The sequence below is a fragment of the Mycoplasmoides fastidiosum genome (genome assembly GCF_024498275.1).
Lineage (GTDB): Bacteria > Bacillota_I > Bacilli_A > Mycoplasmatales > Mycoplasmoidaceae > Mycoplasma_N > Mycoplasma_N fastidiosum.
Map to the genome: position 1 here is coordinate 951,256 of NZ_CP101809.1, position 23,315 is coordinate 974,570.

Here is a 23,315-nt window from a genome sequence, read left to right on the forward strand (position 1 = left end):
ATAGAAAGATTTATTTTTAATTTACTTATATGAACTGCTTGAAAAAAGTAAAGTTTTTCACCAAAAATAAGTTTTGACTATTAAGTTTTGGTTTAGCAACAACCAGTAGTTTAGTTCTTGCTGCTTGTGCAAGTGAAGTTGAATCCGAAACTAATTTTCAAAACGAAAATGGTGCTGGGCAAAATAATCAACCCCAAAATCCGGATTCATCAGTCCATCATCCTAATCAACCCCGACCCTTAATTCATCGTGCGAGTGCTGAGCAACACGAATTAGCCGTAGCTACATTAAATCAACCAAATGTACAAATTAATTTACAACAAGCAATTACTAATGCCCAAATTGAAATTGCCGATCAATTAAAAAATTTAACTGCAATTAAAGATATCAATAAATCATCTGTTAATGGCGCCATAAATAGTATCGTTTCTGTTTCTGGACTTGTTGAGGGTTTAAAAAAATTAACAAGTGCAAATATCGCAGTTTTGGGAGTTGAAACAGCAAGAAGTGTTGGTGAACTGTTAGATCAATTAAACCAAAGCATTCAACATTTGACTGAAGCTTTAAATAATTTGCCAACTAGTGTTGATACTTCTAAATTAGACGGACAACATGTACTTTTTCAATCCCGTGTTGTCAGTTTCACCCGTTCTGATAATTCCAATTTATCCGAACGTTTAGAAATGTTATTAGCAAGTCGAAATAATTATCAAGCAGCACTTAATGAATTAAGTGCTCCATTTGTTCAAGTTGCACAAAATGCATTAACTTTAGAAAATAATCTAATCAACTTAGAAACATTTATCACAACTCAAGCTCCTAGTTTGAATCAACCAAATAATTCACAAATTAGTCTACAAACTTTAGCTCAACATTTACGCCAACAAGTACTGGGTTCATTAGATTCCAATCCGGTTCAGTCTCCAGCTCAGCAAATTCATCAAACCAAACAAGCTGATGTTACAACTGTTCAAACTAATAATGGTCAAGTTAGTTTGATTACTAAAGTTTTAATTCAACAACAAGGGAATTGAAATAAATTAGAAACTGCGCTAAAACAATTAACTTTTAACCAAAGTCTACTTGTTAATGATCCTGATGCGCTAAATTTGTTAGCATTAAATTTAGATGAAGCAGTCGCAGTTACCCCATTAAATGTTGATTTATCCCGCCAAAAAATTCAGTTAGATCAAGCTATTGTTGATGCGAATAACCAGTTATTACACAATTTAGAAGCCATTCAAAAAACGATTGATTTCTACCGACAAAATTTTATAACCTCCATAAGTGGTAATTCTAAATTTTTGAATGATTTAGAACAATTACAAAATCTGGTGAATGCTGATAACCACCTGAAGTCACACGTTAGTGCGATTAGTGGAATGATTGAACCAAGCAAAAAATTGGTTGCTGCTTTAACTTCTTTTACCCATTTATGACAAGAACAAGTGAGTGATTTTGTTGCTGTTAATTCCCAAGACAATTTCCCAAATAACACTTTATTAGCTGATGCCCAAAACATTGTTGATCAATTAGTAACAGCCCAAACTTACAGCCAAGCTTTCGAAGTGGCAGGGAATATTGATGCTTTAAACACAAAAGTAGCCAGAATTAATGCGGCATTGGCTTCTAAATTATCTGGTAGTTTAACTGGTCTGTTAGACCAAATCATCGCAATGATTGATGATCAAGCTGAATTGGGAATTGCTTTAGAGGCTTATGCTAATTTTGCCAATTATCTATCAGCTAATAATAATGTTGTTCGGTTGAAATACTTAAGTATTTATGACAAGCGAAAACGCACGAATCAAAATAAAGGCTTTTCTTTTTCTGGTTATGTAGGCCAGTTTACTCACGGTTGAAGTGATGTGGTTCGGCCTTATGATTTGTCAATTCTTTCTGTTAAAGAACTACGCGATGAATTGGTCAAACTAACCCGAAATAATACTAGTTCCCCGTTTACGATCTTTTTACAAACCATTGACCTACCCTCATTAACAAAAATTAGCAATCAAGCGCAAACTTTAAATACTCATTTAGCTGAAGTATTTAATAACCGCGAAATTATTGCTGATGATTATTAATGATTAATCAATTATTTTTTAATTTTGACATGGAAAAAATAACCAAAAATATTTTAGAGTTATTTTTAGTTGTAAATGGGTTTCAGCCTGTTCGAAAATTAAGCCAATGAAGTTTTTTATTAGCTTAATCAAGGAATGAAAAGTTCAATATTTAATTTTTGATGATTCCCTTGCTTTTTTTATTTTTGGGTTCGAAAAAAAAAAAAAAGAATACTTTTTATTAAAATTATGTTTGCTATATTAAGAAAAATTTATTTTTAGTTTACTTTCATTATGAATCGATTGAAAAAGGTTAAATTTTTGACCAAAAATAAATTTTGATTATTAAGTTTTGGTTTAGCAACAACCAGCAGTCTTGTCCTTGCGGCTTGTGCAAGTGAAGTTGAACCAGAATCTAATTTTCAAAATGATCCTGATTCTGGCAGCAATGATGCTAACCAACAAAAACCAGAAACCCCAGCTAATCCCCAAGTTCCTCAGGCTACTGTTGAACAAAAACAATTAGCTGAAGTGACTTTAAACCAACCAAGTGTGCAAACTAATTTGCAACAAGCTGTAGTGTCAGCTCAACTGACTATTACCAGTCATTTAAGCCAGGTTAACCAAATCAAAAATATTAACCGCAACTCAGTAAGTGGTGCAATTCGTCATGTTAGCTCAGTAGCTCTTTTGGTGGAATCTTTTAAAAATTTGGTAACAAATAGTGCTGAATCACTAACAGCTGATAAAGTGGATAATCTAAATAAACTGTTAGATCAAGTGAACCAAAACAATCAGCAATTGGCTGATATTTTGAATCTTGTTCCAGTTAGTGTTGATACAGCAAGATTAGAACGTCAACAAGCAGTTTTCCAATCTCGAGTAATTAATTTCACTCGCTCTGATGAAACTAATTTAGTTGAACGACTACAAGCATTATTAAAATCTCGTAACAGTTATCAAAACGCACTTGATCAACTAAACCAACCATTAATAAAAGTAAAAGCAGCAGCATTAGCATTAGAAAATGCGATTGTCGCTTTAGAAACTTTTGTTAACGTTCAAGCCCCAAGTCTTAATGAGCAAATTGATGGCACAAGTAGTTTACAAGCTTTAACTGATCAAATTCGGGGTCAAGTATTAGGTTCATTGAATACTGATGTTTTCCAACAACAAGTGCATAAAACTACTGTTGTAAAACAGGCTGATGCTGTTACAGTACCAGCTAATAATGGTCAAGTAAGCGTAATTTTAAGCGCACTAGCTCAACAAAAAGCAAGTTTAAATAATTTAGACTCCGGATTAAAACAATTAACCTTTAACCAAAGTTTACGTGCTAATGATCCAGATGCGCTAAATTTATTAGCTTTAAATTTGGAAGAAGCTGTGATTATTAATCCGTTAGATGCTGATATTGACCAACAAAAAGCACGTTTGAGCCAAACGGTTGTTGATGCTAACAATGAATTAATTAAAAGCCTAGAAGTTATTCAAAAAACTGTTAAGTTTTACACTGATAATTTTGTTAATCCGGTTAATGGGGTTGCCCGAATTATTAAGGAAATACAAACAATCTACTCACTAGCTGAAAAAGATAATAGATTAACAATTTGAAAAGGTTATCTAACCAATTTTCTTGCTCCAGCTAGAGAAATGGTTGCAAAAGTAACTGCTTTTGTGAATTTATGAAACCAAGAAATTGGCTCATTAGTTTTTGATAATAACGCCGCAAATAATGATAATACTACTTTATTAGCTGATGCACAACAAATTATTGATGGATTAGTGACTACGCAAACTTATAATCAAGCTTTAGAAGTTGTTGGTAATGTTAATGCCTTACATGCTAAAGTAGCTCGTGTTAATGATGTTTTGAAATCTAATCTATCTAATAGCTTAATTGGTTTACTTAACTGATTGAACGATACATCATATGGTCAAAATGAATTCACTTGAACCGCTTCTCATCTGCGATTTTTTGGCCGAGAAATTCCATTGGATCAAGCACATAACGAAATTCGGGTGCTGTTTAAAGGCATTTATGATCGTTTACCAACTAAAGAAGAAGGCGTCTTTACTTATGCTGGTTATTTACAACAATTCTTAGAGGGTTGAGAAAACACATTCAATAGTTATGATTTACCTTTACTTTCTATAAAACAAATGAAAGATGAATTGTTAAAATTATCAACAACTAATGCTAAATCACCATTTACAGTTTTCTTAAATTCTGTTAATATTCCTTCTTTAGCTAAACTGAGTGATGAATCATTAAGTTTAAACAGTAATTTGGCTGATATCTTTAACAACCGTCAAATTATGGTTGATGCCCTACAATAATTTCATTATTGTTAATTATTCTTTCCCAATTTTCAAACCAACCAAAATCATTTTGGTTGGTTTTTTATTGTTTATCAAAGCAAATGCAATTGCAGATTTCTTAAAAATTATCCCCACTGTTTTTCATTAACTTTGAGCAAAAAAAAAAAAAAAAAAAAGCCCTTGGCTAAAATTGGTTCTGTTCAAACCCAAAACGGGTTGAACAAAAAATTATTTTTAGAGAAATAAGGACTTTTGTCATAAATGAAAAAATTCAATTTATTCAAAAAGAATAGACTGTGATTGGCCAGTTTAGGGATTGCCACTACAAGTAGTTTAGTACTTGCTGCTTGCGCTAGTAACAATGCTGCTCCCCAATCAAATAGTCAAGGAAATTCTGCTGGTGGTTCGACAAATCCAGGAACAACTGATAATAAAGATAACACCAATCAACCAACTACTCCTGATCAACCAACCCCAACTCCTGCGCCAGAAGTGAAAAAGCCAACTGAGCAACAATTAAAATTAGCAAATATCGTACTTGATAATGCGGAAGTAAAAAGTGCTTGAGAAGCAGCTGTTGCTGCTGATCAAAAAGCAATTGAAGAATTATTAATCAAAGTAACAGCAATTGATAGTCTAAATAAAACAACTGTTGCCGAATCCATTAAAACCTTAGGCGCAGACACTAATGCTGCAGCTGATACAGCTACTGCTTCAGTTTTTGCTTTATTAAAAACTTTAGAACAAAGTGTAACTGCTGCTCAAGACAGCTTAATTCCTGCAGTTGACAAAACTGCTTTTAGTGATGTTATTGTACAAGCTAAAAACGCAACAACTGCCTTATTAAAAGTTTTACAAGCTTTACCCGAAGCCAACGCTAACAAACAACTAAAAGGATTACAAGATAAATTTGTAGAAGCAATTAAAACATTTACTGCTGATAAAACTGCTGCAACTGCAGCAATCAAATTAGCTGCAGTGCGAACTGCTAAAAACAATTATGAAGCTGCAGTTAAAAAAGTTACCCAAAAATTAGTTGAAGCTGAACAAACTGCATTTGTTTTAGATAGTGCGATTTCTGGGTTGTCAAATTATGCTAATACTAAATTGGCTAATTTCTTAAATGCCGAAAGCAAAAAACATTCTACTACTTTGAATAATTTAGTGAATCAAGTACGGGCTAATGTTTTAGGTAAACTAGGTAGTGATTTGTGAACTGCTGGAAATGTGGATGCCACTGTAGCCAATCGCAACCGTCCCACTGGAATTCAAGATAAAACTGTAAGTACTCAACTTTATGCAATTGTCGTTGGTTTAGCTGATCAAGACGCTGCTTGAAAAACAGTTAGTCAAACTTTGAAAAAATTAACTTATAAACAAAGTCTATTGGCTAAATCTGAAAGCGCTGTTGAATTATTGGCTTTCCATGTTGAAACCAGTGTACCAGTTGATGTGGCCCGGTTAAATGCGTATTTGGTGACTGATAGTGCAAATGTAGTAAAATTACTACAACCTAATACTGGAACTAATGTAAAAAATGTTTTAGCAGATATTGTAAATACTGTAACCAATTACCAAACTTACTTAGTTGCAGCAACTGGTGGTAAGGCTAAGTTAGTAAGTGATTTAGAAGCCTTAAGTGCTGCAATTGCTCAGGAATCAAATAAAACCACGGAAAAAGGTAATGTTGATGGTTTTAAAACCGAAGTTGATAAATTAATTACTGCTTTTGCTAAATTTAATGATGAATGAACCAAAATAAGTCCCCGTTTTGGAGTAACTGTTGAAAATGTTACCACTTATCCTTTATTAAATCAAGCTGATCAGTTAAATCAAACAATTGGCGTATCTAAAAATTATGGTGATGTGGTGCAAGTTGTTGGTAAAGTGAATAGTTTAAAAAATTTAATCAATCAAGTTAATGCTGCTGTAAAATCTACTGCACCAAAATCAGCATTAATGACTAATCTTGAGACTTTGATTGATTTAGTGAAAGATTCAAGTACTTTTAAAACTAATTTGACTAAATTCACTTCAACAAGTGGTTTAAATACAACTAACCAAGCTGCTTTAGATGCAATTGCTAAAGCAAGTACTGGATATTTACACACTTCAGGATTAAGCCAAACAACTAAAGCCCGATCCGGATCAACACCTGCTAATTTTTCTTTTGCTGATTTAAAAACTGAGTTGGAAAAATTACAAAATGCTGATGGTAAACAGTTAAAAACTGTGTTTGATTTATTAAACAATCAACTACAACCAAACCAAGGTAGTCAAACTTTTGATCTAACTGCGCATTTAGCTACTTTGTTTAACAACGGTGATGTCCAACCGGACACTGAAAATCATTAATTGAATTTTTTTAATTAATCCATTTTAAAAACCCTTAACCAATCAAGCAGCTTGTTTGATTGGTTTTTTTATTGCTTGTTTAGATCATTAAATCACTCATCCAAAAAATTATCCCCACTGTTTTATGTCAATTTACGTCAAAAAAAAAAAAAAAAAAGCCCTTGGCTAAAATTGATCCTGTTCAAACTCAGAAAGAGCTGAACATAAAAATTATTTTTAGAGAAATAAGGACTTTTGTCTTCATGAAAAAATTGAATTTATTCAAAAAGAACAAATTATGACTTGCCAGTTTAGGCCTTGCTACCACCAGTAGTTTAGTACTAGCAGCTTGTGCTAGTCAAACTCAGACTCCCAACAATAACGGTGGTAGTCAAAATGGTGGTAACCAAACTGAAAACCCAGGAACCCAAAACCCAACTGAACCAGTTGTTCCTCCTGCACCAGAAATGAAAAAACCAACTGAACAACAACTAAAACTAGCCAACGCAGTATTAGACAATGTTGTTGTAAAAAATTCATGAACAGCAACGATTAAAGATGATCAAAAAACAATTGAAAGTTTATTAACTAAAGTAACTGCAATTGATGAATTGAACAAAAAAACTGTTGAAGAATCCATTAAAACTTTAGGCGTAGCTACTGCTGCAGCTGCTGAAGCTGCTGATTCATCTGTATTTGCTTTAATTAAAAGTTTAGAAGACGGTGTATCAAAAGCAACAGACGATAAAGTAGCAGCTGAAACAAAAACTGCTTTTAATGATGTTGTAGTACAAGTACGCAACAGTGCGACTGCATTATTAGCATCTTTACAAGCTTTACCAGAAACTACTGCAGCTAAACAACTAGAAGATTTACAAGGAAAATTCACTACTGCTTTAAAAGCTTTTGTTGAAAACAAAGCTGAAGCTAATGCTGCAACTACATTAACAGCGTTACGCACTGCTAAAAATGCTTATAAAGCTGAAGTGAAAAAAGTGGCTCAAAAACTAATTGATGCTGAACAAGCAGGTTTTGTTTTAGATAGTGCGACTTCTGCATTAGCCAATTATGCCAACACTAAATTAGCAACTTTTCTGAGCAATGAAAGCAGCAGATATTCTAAAGTTTTAAATAATTTAGTTACCCAAGTGCGTTCTAATGTTTTAGGAACTTTAGGTGCTGATTTATGAACTGCTGGAAATATTGATAAAACCGTAGCTGATCGCAATCGCCCAAGTGGTATTCAAGATAGTGTTGTAAGTACTCAGCTGTACAAAATTGTGGTTGGTTTAGCTGACCAAGATGCATCATGAAAAACAATTTCTCAAACTTTGAAAAAATTAACTTTTAAACAAAGTGCGTTAACCAAAGTTCAAGATGCTGTTGAATTATTGGCTTTACATGTTGAAGCAAGTGTCCCAGTTGATGTAGCCCGTTTAAATGCTTATTTAGTTACTCCAACCGCAAATGTTGTTCAACTATTACAAGCATCAACAACAAATGTTGCTCACATTCTAGAAGATGTAGCCAATAGTGTGAGTAATTACCAAAAATATTTAGTAGCTCCAGCCAGTGGTAGTGCTAAATTAGTCAGTGATTTAGAAGCATTAAGTGCTGCAGTTGGACAAGAAACTGGTAAAGATACTCAAAAAACTAACATTGACAATTTCAATGCTCAAGTTAAAACTTTAGTAACTAAATTTGCTGAATTTAAAACCGAATGAGATAAAGTAAATTCTAGTTTCGCTGTAACTGCTGAATCAACTACAATATATCCACTATTAAACCAAGCTGATCAGTTAAACCAAATGATTGGGGTTTCTAAAAATTATGGCGATGTGGTGCAAGTTGCGGGTAAAGTGAATGGTTTAAAAACTTTAATCACCCAAATTGATGCAGCTGTAAAATCAGCAACTCCAAAATCAGCATTAATGACTGCATTAGATGCTTTAATTGATTTGGTTAAAGATGGTAGCGCTTTCAAAACTAATTTAACATCATTTACATCTGTGACCGACTTAAATGAAGCTAATAAAAAATCTTTAGAAGAAATCGCAAAATCATCAGATAGTACCGGTTATTTATACACTTCAGGAATTGCCAAAAATCAAGCTCGTGCAGCAAATAAACCAGCTAGTTTAGATTTCAGCAATCTAAAAACTGAATTAATCAAATTACAAAATGCTGACTCCAAACAACTAAAAACTGTATTTGATTTATTAAGTAATCAATTACAACCGAATCAAGGTAGTCAAACATTTGAAATGACTCATCATCTAGCTGATTTATTCAACAACGGTGAAGTTCAAGCTGATCCTGAAAATCATTAATTAAAAACTTTTTATAAATTACTGTAATCATCCTTTTCAAGCCAACCAATCAAACTTTTGTTTGATTGGTTTTTTTATTGAATTAATCAGAGTATTAATTTTAGCAATTGTTTGTGTACTAAAAATTATCCCCATTGTTTTTCATCGTTCTGGGCTAAAAAAAAAGCCCTTGACTAAAATGAATTCGGTTTAAAGTTCAAAAAAGCTTTAAACCCTCTAAAAATAATTTTTAATACACATAAATAAGGAAAATCTTTTAATTCATGAAGAAATTAAAATTTTTATACAAAAATAAATTGTGGTTAGCCAGTTTAGGTCTTACCACAACCGGAAGTTTAGTACTTGCTGCTTGTGGGAATAATATGCAACCTAATCAGTCAAAAACTGATGACAAAAAAGCAGATAAACCTGAAACCAACAAACCAGATACAATTGATCCTAGCAAAAAAGATCAACCAGAAACTGATGCTAAAAAAGAAGGACAAAAACCTCAAGTCCCTACTGCAACAACCCAACAAGTAGCTGCTGTGAATAGTTTATTATCCAATAGTGAAATTCAAACTTACTTATCATCTATTGTTAATGATTCTTTAAAACAAATTAAAGCTGATTTAGATGTAGTAACAAAAATTGGTGATTTCAATCAATCTAAAATTATGCAATCCATTTATGCATTAGATAAAACCAAAAATTCTAGTGCAGCAACTGGTACCACTGATGTGAAAGAATTAGTCGCAAAACTAAAAGCTGATGCCGCAACTGCTGATAGTGGTGTTTCTTCTGAAGAAACCAATAATTTCAATACCGCATTAGCAGCAGTAACTGATGGTGCCACTGCTTTATTAACTGCTTTAGAAGCATTACCAAAAGCTCAAGCAACGAATCAATTAACCACATTAAAAAATGCATTTACAACTGCATTAGATAACTATAAATCTGCAAATAGTACTGACGCACAAACTAAATTAAGTGCATTAGTTACTGCAAAAAATGATTATCAAACTAAATTAAGTGCGGTTAATTCATTACTATTAACTGCTGAACGCAAAGCTTTTGCTTTAGATCGAGCAACTTCTGAATTAGATAAATACATCAATACAAAAGTCGCTGCCTTTTTAACAACATCAGCTAAAAAAGCTGATCATACAACTAATTTAAATAATTTAGTTGCCAAAGTGCGTAATGATGTTTTAGGATTACCTGGAAAAGATTTATGATTCGAAGATGATGCACCAGGGAGTATTGCAACTAGTGATGATAGAAAAAACAGTACTAAACTTTATGCAATTGTGGCTAGTTTAGCTCATCAAATTGCGGCTTGAAACAACTTAAACAATACTTTAAAAATCTTTACTTGCAATCAAGGATTATTATCTAAATCAACAAGTGCACTAAATCTTTTAGGTTTACATATTGATGTAAAAGTACCACTTGATGTAGCCCGTTTAAATGCTTATTTAGTGACTGATGATGCCAACATTGAAAAATTATTAGCTAATGGTGGTGATAATAGTGTTACCAAAATTTTAGAAAAAGTTTCAGTTGGCATCAAACATTACGAAAGTGTATTAACAAAAACATCAACCGAAACTACTGCTACAGCTAAATTAGTTAAAGATTTAACTGATTTAGAAAATTCTTTAACATCTGACCAGACTAAGAAAAATAAGGTAACTGCACTAAAAACTGCTACTACAACACTGATAACTAATTTTGGTAAATTCCAAACCCAATGAAAGAAATTAGAATCTTTCTTATTCACAGATGAAGCTAAAACTAAAGTTTATCCATTATTACAAAATGCTAAAAGCTTAAACCAAGCAATTGCAGTTTCTGATAGTTATGGCCAAGTACTTGAAGTGATTGGTCAGGCTAAAAAATTAGAAGCTGTTGTTGATGCAATTAATAATAATTTAACTACTTCAACAACAAAAGGTTCTTCTGATACTGTTGCTTCAACTTTAAAAACTTTGATTACTGATATTAAAAACCAATCTGCTGGATTTGGAAAAGCATTAAAAGAATTTGTTGAAGTAACAAATTGACCAGAGACTGCTGTTACAGGTCAAACTGGTAGTGATGCAACTACCAAAATAAAAGGATTAGCAGAATCCATTGCTAAAAAAACTACGAGTGGAGCAACTACTTACTCAGGTTACATTTATACTGATGGAATTGCTAAATCTACTGCCACTGGAGCTAAACTTTCACTAGAAGATTTGCAAACCAAATTGGCTAAATTGACATTAAAAGATAGTTCTTCTGCTGATCAAACTTTAGGTAAAATTAAAAATTTATTACTGCAACAATTAACTCCAAACTACGAAAATCAAACTGCAGCGTTAAATCAACATTTACCAGAAATGTTTAATAACGGTGATGTTTTACCAGAAACTCAAACTCATTTTTAATTAAGAGTTATTTTCATAAACGACGAAACAGATCACAATTATGTGATCTGTTTTTTTATTGAACTTTTAGTAAAAATTAATAAACCCAATTTAATTATCATTTACGATTTTCAAAAATTATCCCCACTATTTTTAATCATTCGGAGTCAAAAAAAAAAAAAAAAAGCCCTTGGCTAAAATTGATGTCGTTCAAGTCTTAAAAGAGATTGAACATAGAAATTATTTTTAGATAATTAAGGATGAACACTTAATGAAAAAATTCAATTTATTCAAAAAGAATAAACTGTGATTAGCCAGCTTAGGAATTGCTACCACAAGTAGTTTGGTGCTTGCGGCTTGTGCTAACCAAACTCAAAGAACTACTAATCCACCTGCAGGAACTGCCAATTCCACTAATCCCCAAACCAATAATAATTCAGGATCTGAAACAAATAATAATACGCCAACTGCTCCTGAAGAACAAACTCCTGCAACTCCAACCCCAACTCCAGCCCAACGACAATTAGCTAATCTGATTTTAGATGATGCTGGAGTTAAAAAAGTTTTAGAAGAAACAGTCGCAACCAATCAAAAAACTATTACTGATCAAATTAGTCAAGTAACTGCAATCGATGGATTAAATAAAACCACTGTCCAACAATCCATTACAACTTTAGGTACAGCAGAAGATCCTGCAGCAACAACAAACACATCCACGATTTATGCTTTAATTAAGAATTTGGAAACAACTGTTGCGAATGCTCAAACAACCCTAGTACCCGCTAATGAGAAAGAAAACTTCACTCGAGCACTAACTAAAGTCAAAACTGATGCAGAAAGTTTATTAGCTAGTTTAAATCTTTTACCAGCTGCATCTGATCCTAAAAAACTAAAGGATTTAGAAGATAAATTTACAGCTGCTTTAACTACTTTTGTATCAGCGACTACTGCGGCTGAAACACAAACTCGATTAACTGCTTTACTTGAAGCTAAAAATGCTTATCAAGCTGAAGTAAAAGTGGTAACAGCTAAATTAGTTGATGCTGAACAAAAAGCATTTGTTTTAGATAGTTCTACTGCTGCATTATCCAATTATGTTAACACTGCAGTAGCCACATTTCTAACCGCTGAATCTGGAGTCCATTCTACTACTTTAAATAACTTGGTGACTCAAGTTCGCACTGGTGTCTTAGGCACTTTAGGCTTCAGTGTTTGAACCGCGGGTAATGTGAATGTTGAAGAAGCAAAGCGGAATTTGCCAACTGGCATTGAAGAAGACACTACAACAACACAGTTGTACAGTATTATTGTTGGATTAGCTAATCAAGAAGTGGCTTGAAAAACAATTAATAGTACTTTAAAAAGTCTAACTTATAATCAAAGCTTATTAACTAAAACTGAAAATGCTGTTAACTTAATGGCATTACACGCTGAAATTAGTGTTCCTATTGATGTTGCCCGCCTAAATGCTTATTTAGTTCATGACCAATCTAATGTGGTGAAATTGTTTCAAACCACTAATAATAATTTAATTACTGCAATTGACAATATTGTTAACAGCATAACAAATTATGAAAAATATTTAGTAGCTGGTAGTGGTGAAAATGCTAAAGCGCAATTAGTAACTGATGCTGATGATTTAGCAATTAAATTAAGTAGCAATGCTTCAGTTACTGGTTTTCAAACTGCAGCAACTAGTTTAGTAGCTAAATTTAAAGCTTTCAAAGATGAATGAGATAAATCTAAATTAGCAGAATTACTTCGAACTGGCACAACAGAAAACCCAGTTTATCCGTTATTAAGTCAAGCAACTGCTTTGAATCAAGCCATTGGTGTCTCCAAAAATTATGGTAATGTTGTCCAAGTTGTTGGCGCAGTTGAAACTTTAGAAAATCAAATCAATGCTATTACTAAGGCCTTGGGTACCACTGCTGAAAATACTGCTAATCAATTATTAACCAAATTAGATGAACTAATTACTGATGTAACCGGAACTCAAGCTGGTAGTTTTGGTAAAGCCTTGACTGATTTTGCAGCTGTAACTGATGCTACAAATCAAGCAGCAATTAATAAAATTGCTGCTTCACAAACCGGTTATGTTTACACCACTTTTGTGAACGGAACTGCAGCAACAGGTTCTGCTAAAGCCCAACTTTCATTCAGTCAACTAAAAACTGAATTCGAAAAGTTACAAGCTGGTAACACCAAACAACTAACTGTAATTACTAATTTATTAAATAACCAATTACGACCTAACCAAGGTAGTCAAACTGCTGCACTAAGTCAGCATTTAGCTGAATTATTTAATAACGGAACAGTTTTAGCCGATACTGAAACTCACTAATTAAAACCTTGTTTTGCTACAATTTTTTAATACTCAAATTTTTAAAAACCAACTAAATAATTTGTTTAGTTGGTTTTTTGTTGTACTTCTTACTAGTTTAATTATTGACAAAAATTTTAAAAATTATCCCCATTGTTTTTAATCATTCGTTGCCAAAAAAAAAAAAAAAAAGCCCTTGGCTAAAATTGAATCTGTTCAAATCAAAAACGTTTGAACATCAAAATTATTTTTAGAAGATTAAGGATATAAACTTAATGAAAAAATTCAATTTATTCAAAAAGAATAAACTCTGATTAGCCAGCTTAGGAATTGCGACCACGGGGAGTTTAGTACTTGCAGCTTGTGCGAGTCAAACCCAAGGAACCAATAACAATACTAATCAAGAAAATACTGGTAATCAAAACGGTAACTCTGGAACTGAACAACCAGTTGAACCAGCTGCTCCTTTAACTCCTGCTGTACCCGAAATTAAAACTGCAACGGCTCAGCAAAAAGCTTTAGCAACTGCGATTGTTGATAATCCAGGCGTGAAAAAAGTTTTAGAAGATGCTGTAACTGAATCTGTAAAAGTAATTAATGCCCAATTAACTACAATCAGTAAAATTGATAATTTAAATCAGACCATTGTTGCTGATTCTGTAACTGCTTTAGGAAAAGATAATGATCCTGCTGCCAAAGAAGCAGCATCATCTGTAGTTGCTTTAGTCAAAACATTAAAAGCTAATGTGGCTGCTGCAGCAGAAGCAACATTTAAAGATGAACAAAAAACCGAATTTACTGCAGCTTTAGATCAAGTAATTAAAAACGCTGCTGAATTATTAACTGCATTAAATAATTTACCAAAAGCAAGCGATGCAAAAAAATTAGATGGTTTACAAACCAAGTTAAAAACAGCTTTAGATGAACTTGTGCAAACAACTGCTAATACTGATTTAGCTACAAAACTAAAAGCAGTTTTAGATGCGCGTGATGCTTATCAAGCTGAAGTTAAAGTTGTTGCTGAAAGATTAGTTGCTGCAGAACAAAAAGCTTTTGTTTTAGATAGTTCCACTTCAACATTATCTAATTATGCAAACACTAAAGTGGCGGCATTTTTAACTACTGATTCTAAACATGATGAAAATACCACGACTTTGAATCGTTTAGTAACTCGTGTGCGCACTGGTGTGCTAGGAACTTTGGGAGCTGATTTATGAACTGTTGGTAATATTAGTGAAACTGTTGCTGCTCAAAACCGTCCAAGTGATATCGCAGCAAATTCAACTAGTGACAAACTATACGCAATTGTAGTTGGCTTAGCTGAGCAACAATTTGCATCTAACACATTTGCAAATGAACTAAAAAGTTTAACTTACAACCAAAGTTTATTATTAAAAGCTGATGATGCAATTAATCTATTAGGCTTACATGTTGAACAAAATGTGCCAGTTGATGTGGCACGGTTGAATGCTTATTTAGTAACTAAATCTGCTAATGTAGTCGAACTTTTACAACCAACAACTGGAGATAGTATTAAATCACTTGTAACAACTATTGATCGGACTGTTAAACAATATGCTGATATTTTAATCGGAAATAATAGTGAAGATTCTAAGTTGGGTAAAGAGCTTGCGGCTTTTGAAACAAGTGTTACTGATGCAAATAAAGATACACAAAAAGCTACAATCAAAGCTCTTGTGGAACCAGCTAAAAATCTAGGCACTAAATTACAAACCTTTAAAACTGAATTAGAAAAATTACAAAAACTATTGGTTACTGTTAACACTACTGATGAAACTAAAAACACTTACCCACTAATTGAAGCTGCTACCAAATTAAATCAAACAATTGCTGTATCTAAAAATTATGGTGATGTTTTACAAGTTGTTGGTAAAGTAGAAACTTTAGATACTAATATTGATACCATCACCAAATTAGTTCAAACAACTGGAACTAAGTCTGCATTAATGACAGCTTTAGATGCTTTAGTAGATGATGTTAAAGATGATGGCGCATTTGGTTCTAAATTAAAAGCAGTAAGTGAAGTTACTGATTTAGGTGGTAAACAAACTGAGTTAGATAAAATCACCAACAAAACTACAGGCTATGTTTATACTGATTTAGTTACTGGAAAAGCAAAAAATGGATCTACTCCAGCTAAACTTTCTTTTGCACAATTTAAAACTGAATTAGAAAAACTACAAGCTGGTGCTAATAAATTATTAACTCCAATCACAACCTTATTAAATAATCAATTGCGACCAAGTGAAACTAGTCAAACTGCTGTGTTCAATAAACACCTAACAGATTTGTTCAATAACGGCAATGTTTTGCCTGATACTGAAAATCACTAATTAAAATTTAATCACTCTTATTTCTCTCAAAATTTAATCCCTTTTTAATTTTAATTAGCTTATATAAAAAATAAAACCAACCAGAATTTTTCTGGTTGGTTTTCTTATTTTTCTAAAAATTATCCCCAAGCTTTTTCTACAATTACTTCCAAAAAAAAAAAAAAAGCCCTTGGCTAAAATTGAATCTGTTCGAGCTAAAAATGTTTGAACATAAAAATTATTTTTAGAAAATTAAGGATCCTAACTTAATGAAAAAATTAAATTTATTCAAAAAGAATAAACTGTGACTAGCAAGTTTAGGTTTAACAACTACAAGTAGTTTAGTTTTAGCCGCTTGTGCGAGCCAAAAACAAACTCCCAATAATAATGCTGGCAATAATTCTGGCAATAGTAATAATCAAAATAATAACTCAGGTACTGAGACTCCAAAAGAACCAGTTGTACCATCTACTCCTGCTGTTCCTGAAGCTAAAGTAGCAACTGAGGCCCAGAAAGCGTTAGTAAATGCGGTTTTAGCAAACCCTGGTGTTCAAAAAGTTTTGCAAGTTAAAGTACAAGCAAGTCAAAAAACGATTATTGATCACATTAAAACTGTAACTTTAATTGATACTTTTAATCAAACCACAGTTGCTGAATCAATTAAAAATCTAGGTAAACCAGAAGATAGTGCAGCAGATGCAAAAACCTCAACTGTTAATGCTTTAATCAAAACATTAGAAACTAATGTTACTAGTGCCACTGCTGAAGTTGTTCCAACTGGAGAAAAAGCCAACTTCGCTCAAGCATTAACTAAAGTTAAAACTGATGCCGCGAATTTATTAACTAGTTTAAATGATTTACCAAAAGACAACCCTAAAGTATTAGAAGACCTAGAAACTAAATTAACTACAGCTTTAACCCAATTTATTAGTGCAACTGGTACTGAAACAGCAACAAAATTAACTACTTTAATTAATGCTAAAAACGAATATGAATCTGGGGTTAAAAAAGTTGCTGAAAAATTAGTTGCTGCTGAACAAAAAGCCTTTGTATTGGATAGTGCAACTTCAGCTTTAGCTAACTATGTTAATACTAAAGTAGCCACTTTTTTAACTGTTGGTAATGATAAAGACAAACACACTGCAACACTTAATAATTTAGTCGCTCAAGTTCGTACTGGTGTTTTAGGTACTTTAGGTTTTAGTGTTTGAACTGCTGGTAATTTGAATACTAAAGAAGCAAAACGAAATTTACCAGCCGGAATTGAAGAAAGCACTAAAACAACCCAACTATATACCATTATTGCTGGTTTAGCTGATCAAGAAGCTTCTTGAAATACAGTTACAGCTGCTTTAAAATCTTTAACCTACCATCAAAGTTTATTAACTAAAACTGAGAGTGCCATTAACTTATTAGCCCTATACATTGAACAAGCTATGCCGGTTGATACTGCTCGATTAAATGCTTATTTAGTTCATGATAAATCTAATATTGTGAAATTATTGCAAGCAGCAACTGGAACTAATGTTATTAATATTATTAGCGATATTGCTAACAGTTTAGCCAATTATGAAAAATATTTAGTAGCTGGCACTGGTTCTGGAGCTCAAGCCAAATTAGTGCAAGATTTAGATGATTTATCTAAACAGTTGACTGAGAGCAGTCAAGCTGCTAATAAAACTGCTGTTGATGCTTTGAAAACTGCAGCTGCTGGATTAGTAACTAAATTTGCTGCATTTAGAACCGAATGAGATAAAACTAAAGTTGCTGAATTGTTATGAAATAAAAACGATAAAACAACAGTTTACCCTTTATTAGTTCAAGCAACTGGCTTAAATCAAGCAATTGGAGTTACTAAAGATTTTGGTGATGTCACTGAAGTAGTGGGTCATGTAGAAACTTTAGCAACTACTATTAACCAAATCACCACTGCATTAGATGCAATGGTCAATAAGCAAGCTAACCCATTATTTACAAAATTAACTGCAATTGTTAATGATATTAAAGGGACTACTGATGGTACTTTTGGGAAAGTATTAACTGATTTTGTTGGCAAAACTTTTAGTACTGGTAAAACCAATGCCGATGCAATTGCAACAGCAGCTAAAGCTGGGTATGTTTACACTGATTTAGTTCAAGGTAAAGCTCGTAGTGGTACAACTGCAGCTAATTTAACTTTTGAACAATTAGATGCTGAATTAAAAAAATTACAAGCTGGTAATAATAAAGCGTTGACTACAATTCTTAACTTATTAAATAATCAACTACGACCAAATCAAGGTAGTCAAACTTTTGCCCAAACCCGTCATTTAGTTGATTTATTTAATAATGGTAATGTTTTAGCTGATTCAGAAAATCATTAATTAAAGATTTTACCTTTCTAAATTTTTTAATTTTAAATTTCCAAAAAACCAATCAAGCAATTTGTTTGATTGGTTTTTTCTGATTTATTGATTAGAAATTCCTTTAATTTAACTAAATCCAAAAAATTATCCCCAAGCTTTTTTAACAATCACGGCCAAAAAAAAAAAAAAGCCCTTGGCTAAAATTGATTGCGTTCAGATTAAAAAGGTTTGAACATCAAAATTATTTTTAGAAAATTAAGGATCTTAACTTAATGAAAAAAAATTACTTTATTCAAAAAGAATAAACTATGATTAGTTAGTTTAGGCTTAGCAACCACAAGTAGTTTAGTCTTAGCTGCTTGTGCTAGTCAAAATCAAAGCGCTAATCCAGGTACTAGAACACCTGATAACTCAACCAATCAACCAAAAGAAAATCAGCCTGACAAACCAGAAGCTCCAGTTGCACCAGAAACCCCTAAAGTTCAAGTTGCCACTGCAAACCAAAAACAATTAGCAGCAGCTGTTTTAGATGATGCAGGTGTCAAAAAAGTTCTAACTGATACTGTTCAAGCTCATCAAGCCGAAATTGTGCGCCAGATTAAAACAGTTACGTTCATTGATTCATTAAACCAAAAAACTGTAGCTGATTCCATTAAAAATTTAGGAACTGAAAACGATCCAGCTGCTGATACCAACACATCTACTGTTTATGCGTTAGTTAAAACTTTGGAAGCAAATCTAGCTAGTGCAACTACCACTGAAGTTCCCGAAGCTGAAAAACAAGTTTTCACAGTTGCATTAAATCAAGTAAAAACCGATGCAGCTGTGTTATTAACTAGTTTAAAAGCTTTACCAGAAGAAACTGCGAATAAAGAATTAGAAAAATTAGAAACAGCATTCACAACTGCGTTAGATGAATTTATTAAAGCTGGTACAACTGATTCTGCAACTAAATTAACTGCACTAGTTCAAGCCAAAAACACTTATCAAGCAGGGGTGAAAAAAGTGGCTGAAAATTTAGTGAATGCTGAACAAAAAGCTTTTGTACTAGATAGTTCTGCTTCTGCTTTACAAAACTACATCAATACAAAAGTTGGCACTTTTTTAACTGGTACTAATGGTAACAAGCACACCACAACTCTAAATTATTTATTACACCAAGTACGAATTGGGGTATTAGGAACTTTAGGTGGTGATCTATGAACTGCAGGGAATGTTAGTGAAACTGAAGCGGCTCAAAACCGACCAACTGGTGTCACCCAGCAATCAACAAGCACCCAGCTTTACAGCATTATTGTGGGATTAGCTAATCAAAACGCATCATGAAAAAATATTAACCAAATTTTGAAATCATTAACTTTTAACCAAAGTTTATTGAATAAAACTGAGGACGCAACTAACTTGTTCGCATTACATGTTGATTTAACTTTACCAGTTGATGTGGCCCGTTTAAATGCTTATTTAATTAATGAACAATCTAATGTAGTGAGATTATTTGGTGCAGCATCTGGAATTAATGTTCATCGGGTTATTGAAAACATTGCCCACAGTATTAGCAACTATGATACTTTCTTGACTGCTGCATCTGATGAAGCAAGTGCACAACCAAAATTAGTGAAAGATTTAGATGATTTATCTAAACAATTAACTTCTGAAGCCAATAAAAAAACTAAAGTGGATGCTTTAAAAACTGCTACTGAAGCTTTAATTACTAAATTTAAAGCCTTTAAAACAGAATGAGAAAAAACCCAATTACAACCGCTGTTATGAACAGGTACAGATAACAATCGCAGTATTCCTTTATTAAATCAAGCAAACAGTTTAAACCAAGCAATTGGGGTTGCTAAAAACTATGGTGATGTCCAAAAAGTTGTTGGAACTGTAGAACTAATAGAAGATAATATTGATCAAATTACTGGCATTCTAGCTGATACTGTTGGTGGCAAAGCTAATGAACTATTAGCTAAATTAGATGCCATTATTAAAGACATCGATTCATCAGCTGCTGGTTCATTTGGCAAAGCTTTAGCTGATTTTGTGGGCGAAACTTTTACAACAGGTAGAACTGAAGCTGAAGCAATTGCTAAAAGCGGTAATCCAGGAACTGGTTATGTATACGCTGATTTAGTAACTGGAACTGCAAGAACACAAAATTCACCAGCACGACTTTCGTTTAAACAATTGGATGCTGAACTAAAAAATTTACAAGCTGGTAGTAATAAACAATTAACAACTATAGCTAACTTGTTAAACAACCAATTACGACCAAACCAAAGTAGTCAAACGGCTGAATTAAATAATCATTTAGCTGATTTATTTAATAATGGTGATGTTCAAGCTGATCCTGAAAATCATTAATTAAAAATAAAACTAACTTTTTTCTCTAAAAAATCAACCAATCAAACCTTTTGTTTGATTGGTTTTTTATTCTTTTTTTATAGCAAATTGTTCTTATTTATCAAAATATAAGAATTATCCCCATTGTTTCTATCTGTTTTTTCCTAAAAAAAAAAAAAAGCCCTTAATTAAAATCACACCTGTTTGAGTCTCAAATGGCTTAAACATTTTTAAATTATTTTTAAATAGTTAAGGATTTTTACTTAATGAAAAAACTGAATTTATTCAAAAAGAATAAGTTGTGATTAGCCAGTTTAGGTTTAGCAACTACAAGTAGTTTAATTTTAGCTGCTTGTGCTAACCAAAACCAAAGTGCTAATAATCAAAATACTAAAACACCTAATAACCCAACTAATCAACCCAAAGAAGATAATCCTGTTAATCCAGATAATCCTGTTCAACCAGAAAACCCAGTAACACCAGTTGTTCCAACAACTCCTAAAATTCCAGTTGCAACTGAAATTCAAAAACAGTTAGCAGTAACTGTTTTAGAAGATGCTGGTGTGAAAAAAGTTCTAGTTGATACTGTTAAAGCCCTTCAAGATCAAATTGTGGATCAGATTAAAATAGTTACATTCATTGATTCACTAAACCAAAAAACTGTAGCTGATTCCATTAAAAATTTAGGCAATGATACTGATCCAGCTGGTGAAGCTAACACATCAACTGTTTATGCGTTAGTCAAAACTTTAGAAACAAATTTAGATAATGCACTCGCGACTGAAGTTCCCGAAGCTGAGAAACAAGTTTTTACAGTTGCATTAAATCAAGTGAAAACAGATGCTGCAGCCTTGCTAACTAGTTTAAAAGCCTTACCAGAAGACACTGCTAATAAAGAACTAGAAAAATTAGAAAATGAGTTTACCAAAGCTTTAGATGAATTTGTTAAAGCTGATGCAGCTGATTCTGCAGCTAAATTAACTGCCTTGGTTGAAGCCAAAAATACTTATCAAACTGGTGTGCAAAAAGTAGCTGAAAGTCTAGCAAATGCCGAACAAAAAGCTTTTGCATTAGATAGCTCTGCTTCTGCTTTACAAAATTACATTAATACAGAAGTTGGCACTTTTTTAACTGGTAATAATGGTAGTACAAATACTACAACTCTAAATCACTTATTACACCAAGTGCGAACTGGAGTATTAGGAACTTTAGGTGGCGATCTATGGACAGCAGGAAATATTAGTGAAATTGAAGCTGCTCTAAACCGGCCAGCTGGTGTCACCGAGGAATCAAAAAGCACCCAATTGTACAGTATTATTGTGGGATTAGCTAATCAAAACGCATCATGAAAAAATATTAATCAACTTTTAAAATCATTAACTTTTAATCAAAGTTTATTAAATAAAACTGAAGATGCAACAAATTTATTAGCCTTACATGTTGATCTAACTTTACCAGTTGATATAGCGCGGTTAAATGCTTATTTAATTAATGATCAATCCAATGTGATCAGATTATTTGGCGCAATATCTGGAGTTAATGTCCATCGAGTTATTGAAAATATTGCCCACAGTATTAGCAACTATGACACTTTCTTAACTGCTGGATCTGAAGAAAATGCCCAGCCAAAATTAATTCAAGATTTAACAGCTTTGTCTAATCAATTAACTTCTGAAACTGACAAAAAAGGTAAAGTCGATGATTTCAAAACTGCGGCTGAAACTTTAATTGTGAAATTTAAAGAATTTAAAGCAGAATGAGAAAAAACGCAGTTGCAACCACTATTATGAACTACTGACGAAAATAACAACCGCATCATTCCTTTATTAAATCAAGCAAACAGTTTAAACCGAGCAATTGGGGTTGCTAAAAACTATGGTGATGTCCAAAAAGTTGTGGGAGTTGTAGAACTACTAGAAGATAATATTAGTCAAATTACTAATATTGTAGCAACTACTGTGGACAATAAACCGAATGAATTATTAGCTAAATTAAATGCAATCATTAATGACATTGATGCATCAACCGTTGGTTCATTTGGTAAAACATTAAATGATTTTGCTACTGAAACTTTTACTACTGGTGAATCTGAAGCTGCAGCAATTGCTAAAAGTGGCACTTCAAAAACCGGTTATGTTTACACTGATTTAGTGAACGGAACTCGTCGTGCAACCAATTCTGCTGCTCGACTTTCGTTTAAACAATTGGATGCTGAACTAAAAAATTTGCAAGCTGGTAGTAATAAACAGTTGACAACGATTACTAACTTTTTAAACAACCAATTACGCCCCAATCAAAGCAGTCAAACGGCTGAATTAAATAAACATCTAGCTGATTTATTTAATAATGGTGAAGTTCAAGCTGATCCTGAAAATCATTAATTAAAAATTAGATTAATTTATTTATCTAAAAAATGAAAATTAACTGTTAATTTTGTTTTTCAAAAAATCAACCAATCAAACCTTTTGTTTGATTGGTTTTTTTGATAGCAAATTGCTCTTATTTATCAAAATATAAGAATTATCCCCATTGTTTCTC

Annotated in this window: 11 protein-coding genes; 10 read left to right on the forward strand and 1 reads right to left on the reverse strand. The window is 32.7% G+C overall.

Annotated features, from left to right (window positions below; translation table 4 throughout):
* Positions 1–29: 29 nt before the first annotated feature.
* The 8 genes from NPA10_RS03360 to NPA10_RS03395 all read left to right on the forward strand — a co-directional run bounded on the left by NPA10_RS03360 (position 30) and on the right by NPA10_RS03395 (position 18,458).
* The gene (locus NPA10_RS03360; RefSeq protein WP_256547299.1) at positions 30–2,084 is read left to right on the forward strand and encodes a hypothetical protein; all 2,055 of its coding nucleotides are present in this window, start codon (positions 30–32) and stop codon (positions 2,082–2,084) included.
* Positions 2,085–2,357: 273 nt separating this feature from the next.
* Entirely contained in the window at positions 2,358–4,403 is a 2,046-nt protein-coding gene (locus NPA10_RS03365) for a hypothetical protein (protein ID WP_256547300.1), read from the forward strand.
* A 243-nt stretch (positions 4,404–4,646) separates the two neighbouring features.
* Positions 4,647–6,740 (forward strand): hypothetical protein, encoded by a 2,094-nt coding sequence (locus tag NPA10_RS03370; protein ID WP_256547301.1) that lies wholly within the window; start codon positions 4,647–4,649, stop codon positions 6,738–6,740.
* A 242-nt stretch (positions 6,741–6,982) separates the two neighbouring features.
* A complete protein-coding gene (locus NPA10_RS03375) occupies positions 6,983–9,049 on the forward strand; it encodes a hypothetical protein (protein WP_256547302.1) in 2,067 nt (688 codons plus the stop codon).
* A 263-nt stretch (positions 9,050–9,312) separates the two neighbouring features.
* Positions 9,313–11,460, forward strand: a complete 2,148-nt coding sequence (locus NPA10_RS03380; protein ID WP_256547303.1) for a hypothetical protein — start codon at positions 9,313–9,315, stop codon at positions 11,458–11,460.
* 250 nt (positions 11,461–11,710) lie between these two features.
* Positions 11,711–13,783, forward strand: coding sequence for a hypothetical protein (locus NPA10_RS03385; protein WP_256547304.1), 2,073 nt, complete (start codon positions 11,711–11,713; stop codon positions 13,781–13,783).
* 254 nt (positions 13,784–14,037) lie between these two features.
* A complete protein-coding gene (locus tag NPA10_RS03390) occupies positions 14,038–16,116 on the forward strand; it encodes a hypothetical protein (RefSeq protein WP_256547305.1) in 2,079 nt (692 codons plus the stop codon).
* A 248-nt stretch (positions 16,117–16,364) separates the two neighbouring features.
* Entirely contained in the window at positions 16,365–18,458 is a 2,094-nt protein-coding gene (locus tag NPA10_RS03395; protein WP_256547306.1) for a hypothetical protein, read from the forward strand.
* Between the two features lie 251 nt (positions 18,459–18,709).
* Here the strand turns inward: NPA10_RS03395 and NPA10_RS03400 are convergent, their stop codons facing one another.
* Positions 18,710–18,985 (reverse strand): hypothetical protein, encoded by a 276-nt coding sequence (locus NPA10_RS03400; RefSeq protein ID WP_256547307.1) that lies wholly within the window; start codon positions 18,983–18,985, stop codon positions 18,710–18,712.
* Positions 18,986–19,028: 43 nt separating this feature from the next.
* Between NPA10_RS03400 and NPA10_RS03405 the strand changes: the two genes are divergently transcribed.
* A complete protein-coding gene (locus NPA10_RS03405; protein ID WP_256547308.1) occupies positions 19,029–20,798 on the forward strand; it encodes a hypothetical protein in 1,770 nt (589 codons plus the stop codon).
* A 245-nt stretch (positions 20,799–21,043) separates the two neighbouring features.
* Positions 21,044–23,158 carry a hypothetical protein gene (locus NPA10_RS03410; RefSeq protein ID WP_256547309.1) on the forward strand — a complete coding sequence of 705 codons (2,115 nt, stop codon included), beginning with the start codon at positions 21,044–21,046 and terminating at the stop codon, positions 23,156–23,158.
* The last annotated feature ends 157 nt before the right edge of the window (positions 23,159–23,315 follow it).